Raw genomic sequence first — 6,790 nt, 5'->3', positions numbered from 1 at the left:
TCTGGTGGTGCTCCGGCCCGCACCCAAAAAACCCCAATTTTTTTGTTCCGTCGCGCCCGCCCCCCCCCCCCCCCACTACCGGGTGGCCGTTACCCCGGTACCGGGCAGTTGCTGGCCTCCAGCACACCCTGCAGCCGCTCGCGTTCACCGCGCGCGGTATCGCGGTTCTCCGGCGCGGCGAAGCGCTCACGGCCGCGGGCATCGCGGAAGCGCTGCTGCCAACCACCGCAGCGCTGCGCTTCGGGAAGCGCTTCGCAGTGGTCGCGCACCACTTCACAGCTGGCGGCATTCACCGGCGTCACTCCGCCAAGGCCCTGTACCGTCATCAGCTCGCAGCGGCCGGGCGCGGCTTCGTACTCGTACAGGTAGCCGCCGCCCTGGCTGTCGGTGCACTGGAAGATCGGAGGAAGCGGCGGCTTCGGTGGACCGTCACCTGCGGCGGCGCGGGCCTCGGCATCGCGGCGCAGCGTCGCGCTGTCGAGGATCTGGTCGTCTCCTGCGTGTTCGACCATGCCTGCTTCCATGATCGTGCGTCCTTCGTCCGCGCGTCGTGGTTTTGCTGGGGCCGCAGGGGCAACGGCCGGTCCGGACGGCACCGGCGCGGGTGTTTCAACGGGCGCGGATGCAGGTTCGGCGGCTACAGGCGCAGCGGCGGCCGGCTGCGAGTTGGCCGGGTCGGGGATGCGCAGCACCTGCTGCTTGCTGCCGGTGGCGCACGGCGTGCGCTGCAGGGTAGGGACGTCACTGCTGCTGGAGGTACAGCGGTAGATCACGCCCTCTTCGGCCAACGCGCTTCCGGGCAGCAGGACCAGGAGCAGCCAGATCACTCGGTTCATGCGCACAGCGTACAGGCTGCGACGGCGTGCTGCGCTCAGCGTTCGCAATCGCGCGACAGGCGCGCATCGATACCGCGCTGTTCGTTGCTGATGGCGGTGCGTTCACTCTGCAGCGCGCTGTTGTAACGGCGATCCAGCTCCCAGCGGCGGTCACTCAGCCGTGCGCAGACTTCCTGTGGTGGCAACGCATGGCAGCTGTCGCGGACCAGCACGCTGCCGGCCGGCACCTGCACGTCCATGCCGATCGAGGGGCGCCGATAACCCGTGCCTTCGCCGATCGGCGTGCCGATGGCCGGGCGTGGTCCGGGATAGGCTGGACCACGATGGCCGTGCGGCAGCCAGACACTGGTCCACAGCGGCACCCAGCGCGGATTGCCTTCGTTGTTGTCGCTGGTATAGCGCCGTCCGTCCTCGCTCACGCACTCGTACATCGGCTGCGGCGGCTGGATGTAGACGTGGCGGACTTCGCGCTCGCGGATGACCGGGGTTTCGCTGGGCGGCGGAGGCGTGGCATCACTGCGCACCACCCGTGGAGCGGGATCGCGCGGGCGCTGCAGGTCGCGCACCTGCTGGCGGCCGCTGTTGCACGGCCTGTCCTGCAGGGCGACGGCACCGTTGCTGGCAACGCAGCGGTAGACACGCACGTCCTCGGCCGCGGGTGCCGTCCACGGCAGCAGCAGGCACAGGCTCAAGGTGGCGCGTAGCAGGGTCATGGCGGCAGGGTGCGTGATTGTCCGCAGCAGCGCAATCGCCGGCTCAGGAGCGCAGCACGTTGCCGCTGAGCGCGTCGCGGATCGGGGTGGGCTGGGCCAGGCCGCCGGTCTGCCCATCGAGGATGCCGTCGAGCAGGCGCAGCAGGCGCGGGTCCAGTTCTTCGCGGCTGCGTGCCGGTGGTTCGCCGGCCAGGTTGGCGCTGGTGGAGACCAGCGGGCCGCCCCAGGCGCGGCAGAGTTCGGCCACCAGCGGGTGCGCGCTGATGCGCACCGCGATACCGCTGTGTTCGCCGGTGACCCAGGGCTGCGCGCGCGGGCCGGCAGGCAGGATCCAGGTGTTGGCACCGGGCCAGCTGGCCAGCACCGCGCGCTGGCGGGCGTCGGGCAGCGCCTGCAGCCGCACCCAGCCTTCCAGCTGCGCCAGTTCGGCCGCGACCAGGATCATGCCTTTCTCGATCGGGCGCTGCTTCAGCCGCAGCACCATGTGCACCGCAGCTTCGTGCGAGGGATCACAGCCCAGACCCCAGACCGCTTCGGTCGGGTAGGCGATCACGCCGCCCGCGCGGAGCGTGGCGACAGCAGAGTCCAGGGTGAGTTCTTTCATGGCGGCGACCGGCCCGGCGTGGGCCTTCATTATCCCCCTGCCGCGTGCAGAAGGGGTGGACCCTGGCACCCGGTAGTGCCGGCCGCTGGCCGGCATCAGCGGTAGGTACTGACTGCTGATGGTGGGTGCGGACCGTTGGTCCGCACACCTTGACCCTCATCCACGCATGGCGTGGATCTACTTCTTTGCAGCGGCCTTCTTCGCCGGGGCTTTCTTCGCGGCAGCCTTCTTCACCGCTTTCTTTGCCGGGGCCTTCTTGGCAGGCGCTTTCTTTGCAGCGGCCTTCTTCGGCGCCGCTTCCTTCTTCACCGCCGCCTTCTTTGCCGGGGCCTTCTTCGCGGCAGCCTTCTTGGCGCCGAAGCCCTTGCGCACCGGCTTGCCGGTTTCTTCCATCAGCTGCTGCACTTCGGCCAGGGTCAGCGAGGCCGGTTCGCGATCCTTGGGGATCTTGCCGTTCATCTTGCCGTCGCTGATGTACGGGCCGAAACGGCCGTTCAGCACCTGGATGTCGCTGCCCTCGAACTCCTTGATGATCCGGTTGCGCGCGATCTCTTCCTTCTCTTCGATCAGGAACACGGCGCGGGCCAGGTCAATGGTGTACGGGTCATCTTCCTTCTTCAGCGAGGCATAGGTGCTGCCACGCTTGGCGAACGGGCCGAAACGACCGATGCCGACGCTGACCGGCTCGCCCTTGTCCTCACCCAGCGCGCGTGGCATCAGGAACAGTTCCAGCGCGTCTTCCAGGGAGATGGTGTGCATCGACTGGCCGGGGCGCAGCGAGGCGAACTTCGGCTTCTCCTCGGCGTCCTCGGCGGTGCTGCCGATGGCAGCGTAAGGCCCGAAGCGGCCGAGGCGTACGCTGACCGGCTTGCCGGTCTTGGGGTCGGTGCCGAGCTCGCGCGCGCCACTGGCCTCGGCACGGTCGACCGATTCCTTCTTGTCTTCCACCAGCTCCTTGAACGGCTCCCAGAAGCGGGCCATCAGCGGGATCCACTCTTCTTCGCCACGCGAGACGGCGTCGAGCTCGTCTTCCAGCTTGGCGGTGAAGTCGTAGTCCACGTACCGGGTGAAGTGGCTGGACAGGAACTTGGACACCGCGCGGCCGACGTCGGACGGGCGGAAGCTGCGGCCTTCCATTTCCACGTACTTGCGGAACAGCAGGGTCTGGATGATCGAGGCGTAGGTCGAGGGACGGCCGATGCCGTACTCTTCCAGCGCCTTCACCAGCGCCGCTTCGGTGTAGCGCGGCGGCGGCTGGGTGAAATGCTGTTCGGCCTGGATGCGTTCCAGCGGCACGCGGTCGCCGGGCTTCATCGCCGGCAGCTTGCGGCCTTCGTCCTCGTCTTCGGCGCTCTTGTTGTCCTTGCCTTCTTCGTACACGGCCAGGAAGCCGGGCACCACCACGGTGGTGCCGCTGGCGCGGAACACGTGTTCGCTGCCGGCGGACAGATCGACGCTGACGGTGTTGAGGGTGGCCGGAATCATCTGGCAGGCCACCGCACGCTTCCAGATCAGCTCGTACAGCTTGCGCTCGTCATCGGTCAGGTAGCGCGCCACCTGCGCAGGCGTGCGCAGCGCCGAGGTCGGGCGCACCGCTTCGTGCGCTTCCTGGGCGTTCTTCGACTTGGTCTGGTAGGTGTTCGGCTGGTCCGGCAGCGAGGCGATGCCGTAGTCGCGGGCGATCACGTCGCGGATCTCGGCCAGCGCGTCCTGCGACAGGTTCACCGAGTCGGTACGCATGTACGAGATCAGGCCGACGGTGCCTTCGTCACCGATCGCCACGCCTTCATACAGCTTCTGCGCCACCTGCATGGTCTTGCGGGTGGTGAAGCCGAGCTTGCGCGAGGCTTCCTGCTGCAGGGTGGAGGTGGTGAACGGCGGCGCCGGGCGGCGCTTGCGCTCCTTGCTGGCCACATCGGTGACATGCAGCGAGCCCTGCGCGGCCTGCTGGATGCGCAGGCGGGCGGCCTCGGCGGTGTCGCCGTCGGTGATGGTGAACTGTTCGAACTTCTGCCCGTCCAGCTTGATCAGCTTGGCGTTGAAGTGCTGCGACGGGTGCGCGCACTCGGCGGCGATCGACCAGTATTCGCGGGCGATGAAGGCTTCGATCTCTTCCTCGCGCTCGACGATCATGCGCAGTGCCGGGCTCTGCACGCGGCCGGCGGACAGGCCGCGCTGGACCTTGCGCCACAGCACCGGCGACAGGTTGAAACCGACCAGGTAATCCAGCGCGCGGCGCGCCTGCTGGGCGTCGACCAGGTCGCTGGCGATCGCGCGCGGCTGGCTGATCGCTTCCTTGATGGCGCGCGGGGTGATCTCGGTGAACACCACGCGCTGCATCGGCTTGTCCTTGACCAGCCCGCGTTCCTTCAGGATCTCGGCGATGTGCCAGCTGATCGCTTCACCCTCGCGATCCGGGTCGGTCGCCAGCAGGATGTCGTCGGCGCCCTTGGCGGCCTTGGCGATCGCATCGACATGCTTTTCGTTCTTGTCGATCACGTCGTAGTGCATGGCGAACCCGTTGTCCGGGTCGACTGCGCCTTCCTTCGGGATCAGGTCGCGCACGTGCCCATACGAGGCCAGGACCGTGTAGTCCTTGCCGAGGTATTTGTTGATCGTCTTGGCCTTGGCCGGCGATTCGACGATGAGCAGGTGCTTGGGCATGTCAGGAAAGGTCTGTGGGCGGACCGGGGGAGAGGGGCCGCTAGGGTGGAGCAAACGGCCGCATTAGTGAAGCGGCCACGGGCAAATCCATAAACTGAACGCCCGGTAATGTGCCGGGCGTTCAGGTTTCACCTTATTAGAGGAATCACGCCCGGCCAGCCCATGTCAAGCAGCCAGGCGTGAGGATGGCCGTTCATGAGGCCATCTTGGCGATGAAGCCAACCGCGAACACCATGAGCGCCAGGCCCACCAGCGACAGCAGGCCGGTCAGTACGAGCACCAGCACGGTCACCGTGCCCAGCTCCCGGCGCTGCAGCTGCGGCTGGTCGGTGTAGGCCCAGCGGTCGACCACCAGGGTGTCGCAGATCATGTCGTGCAGGCCCTGCTTGCGCTCGGTGAAGGCGGCCATCAGGAAACCGATGCCGAGGGTGAAGGTGCTGAGCACCGCGGCCCAGTAGCGACCAAATGCGCGGGCCTTGGTCAGGCGCTCGCCATTGCTGCGCACGACCTTGATGCCGACCGCCATCTTGCCCAGCGTGGCACCGCCCTGCGAGGCATGGAACCAGGTGTAGTACGCCATGCCGATGGCCAGGTTGATCAGGGCACTGGCCAGCTGGGCCACGATTTCGATGGCCGATTCGCCGCTGCCCACCGCACCCATGCTGGCACCAAGCGCCACACCGAGGATGGCGCCGATGATGCCGCCGGGGATGGCCAGCACGAAGTAGTCGATCATGTAGGCCGCCACGCGCTTCCAGAAGCCCGCGTAGACCACTTCGCCGCCCATCACCGGCTGGGCATGGCCGCCGCCGCCGAGCGCCGCAGGGGCGCTGTAGGGCGAACTGCTGAGCGCGCCGGTGCCAGGCAGTGGCGCCGTACCGTTGTCGATCGCGGCATAGTCGCCACGCAGGTCGAAGCCGCCACTGCCGGTGGCCGTGCTGGCGTCGGCCAGTGTCTGCAGTCCCAGTTCGTCGACCACCTGGCGCAGCGCAGCCCACTGCGCCATGCCTTCGCGCCAGACCAGGGTGTCCAGGTTCAGCTGGCCGCGCTGGAAGCGCTGGCGGATCTCCTGGACCGGCAGCGGGCCCTGGCGTTGCTGTCCTTCGGCGTAGTACCACTCAGTCATTGCATGTTCCCTGTTGAATCATCCTTGGAGGTGCTGGCGTGCGCGTGGCTCAGCCGCGGCACGTCGGCGGCAGGTACTTGTCGTTGCTTTCGCCACTGCATTCCCAGCGGCCGCTGTCGCGATCGTATTCCAGCCACAGCAGGTCGCCATCAAGGCTCTTGCCGGGCAGCGCCAGGGTGGCTTCGATGCCGCAGTGGCCATTGTTGAAGCGACCGATGTTCACCGCCGACAGCCCTGCATGGGCGAAGTCACCCGGGGCCGGGAAGCCGGCGTCGTTGGCACCGGGGCAACGGCCTTCGTCATCGGCGAAATGCTGCACCTGGTCCTTCAACGGCTGCAGCGCGGTCACTGCGCCGGCGACCTTGGCGCGCACGGTGTAGTCGTTGTAGGCGGGCAGCGCGATGGCGGCCAGGATGGCCACGATCGGGACCAGCACCAGCAGCAGGCCGCCGCCGATGATGGCGGTCAGGGCGCAGCCGGACAGCTTCTTCTTCGGCGCTGGCAGGGCGGTGGCCGATGCACTGGTGGTGTAGGGCGTGGACGGCGGCAGTACCGGCGGCTGCGGCGGAGGCGGTGCCACCGGTTCCGGATCGGGCTCGGGTTCCACGGGCGGTGCGGCAGCGTCCAGCGCCGGCACGATCAGGCCGAGTTCGTCGACCACGGTGCGCAACGGCTGCCATTGCGGCAGGCCGTCGCGCCAGACCAGGGTGTCCAGGGAGATCTGGTTGTTGCGGAACAACTCGACCAACTGTTCCGCCGGCAGCGGACCCTGCTGCCGGTTGCCTTCTGCATGGAACCACTCGCTCACGGGGACGCTCCTGAATGCGCTATGCCCCCAAGTGTACGG

6 protein-coding genes are annotated in these 6,790 nt (G+C 67.7%); all 6 read right to left on the bottom strand.

All coding sequences use genetic code 11. The annotated features are described in order from the left end of the window. Positions 1-89 precede the first annotated feature (89 nt). A complete protein-coding gene (locus ABE423_RS05310) occupies positions 90-836 on the bottom strand; it encodes a hypothetical protein (protein ID WP_125892186.1) in 747 nt (248 codons plus the stop codon). 35 nt (positions 837-871) lie between these two features. Further along, positions 872-1,549: a DUF4124 domain-containing protein gene (locus ABE423_RS05305; protein ID WP_049401000.1), complete on the bottom strand. Its 678-nt coding sequence runs from the start codon at positions 1,547-1,549 to the stop codon at positions 872-874. A gap of 43 nt (positions 1,550-1,592) precedes the next feature. Further along, the gene (locus ABE423_RS05300; RefSeq protein WP_019338925.1) at positions 1,593-2,183 is read right to left on the bottom strand and encodes a Sua5/YciO/YrdC/YwlC family protein; all 591 of its coding nucleotides are present in this window, start codon (positions 2,181-2,183) and stop codon (positions 1,593-1,595) included. A gap of 147 nt (positions 2,184-2,330) precedes the next feature. Then, the gene (locus tag ABE423_RS05295; RefSeq protein ID WP_032129673.1) at positions 2,331-4,817 is read right to left on the bottom strand and encodes a DNA topoisomerase I; all 2,487 of its coding nucleotides are present in this window, start codon (positions 4,815-4,817) and stop codon (positions 2,331-2,333) included. A gap of 193 nt (positions 4,818-5,010) precedes the next feature. Beyond that, positions 5,011-5,943: an RDD family protein gene (locus ABE423_RS05290; protein ID WP_049461963.1), complete on the bottom strand. Its 933-nt coding sequence runs from the start codon at positions 5,941-5,943 to the stop codon at positions 5,011-5,013. Between the two features lie 49 nt (positions 5,944-5,992). Next, positions 5,993-6,751 (bottom strand): pilin, encoded by a 759-nt coding sequence (locus ABE423_RS05285; protein WP_049423390.1) that lies wholly within the window; start codon positions 6,749-6,751, stop codon positions 5,993-5,995. Between the last annotated feature and the right edge of the window lie 39 nt (positions 6,752-6,790).

Origin of the sequence: Stenotrophomonas sp. TWI1409, assembly GCF_039673015.1 — a bacterium.
GTDB classification, from domain to species: domain Bacteria; phylum Pseudomonadota; class Gammaproteobacteria; order Xanthomonadales; family Xanthomonadaceae; genus Stenotrophomonas; species Stenotrophomonas maltophilia_A.
This window is presented reverse-complemented; position numbering and strand designations above follow the sequence as displayed.

Coding starts and splice junctions, on each gene's coding strand:
- ABE423_RS05310 (WP_125892186.1), bottom strand. CDS start 836: ATGAACCGAGTGATCTGGCTGCTCCTGGTCCTGCTGCCCGGAAGCGCG.
- ABE423_RS05305 (WP_049401000.1), bottom strand. CDS start 1,549: ATGACCCTGCTACGCGCCACCTTGAGCCTGTGCCTGCTGCTGCCGTGG.
- ABE423_RS05300 (WP_019338925.1), bottom strand. CDS start 2,183: ATGAAGGCCCACGCCGGGCCGGTCGCCGCCATGAAAGAACTCACCCTG.
- ABE423_RS05295 (WP_032129673.1), bottom strand. CDS start 4,817: ATGCCCAAGCACCTGCTCATCGTCGAATCGCCGGCCAAGGCCAAGACG.
- ABE423_RS05290 (WP_049461963.1), bottom strand. CDS start 5,943: ATGACTGAGTGGTACTACGCCGAAGGACAGCAACGCCAGGGCCCGCTG.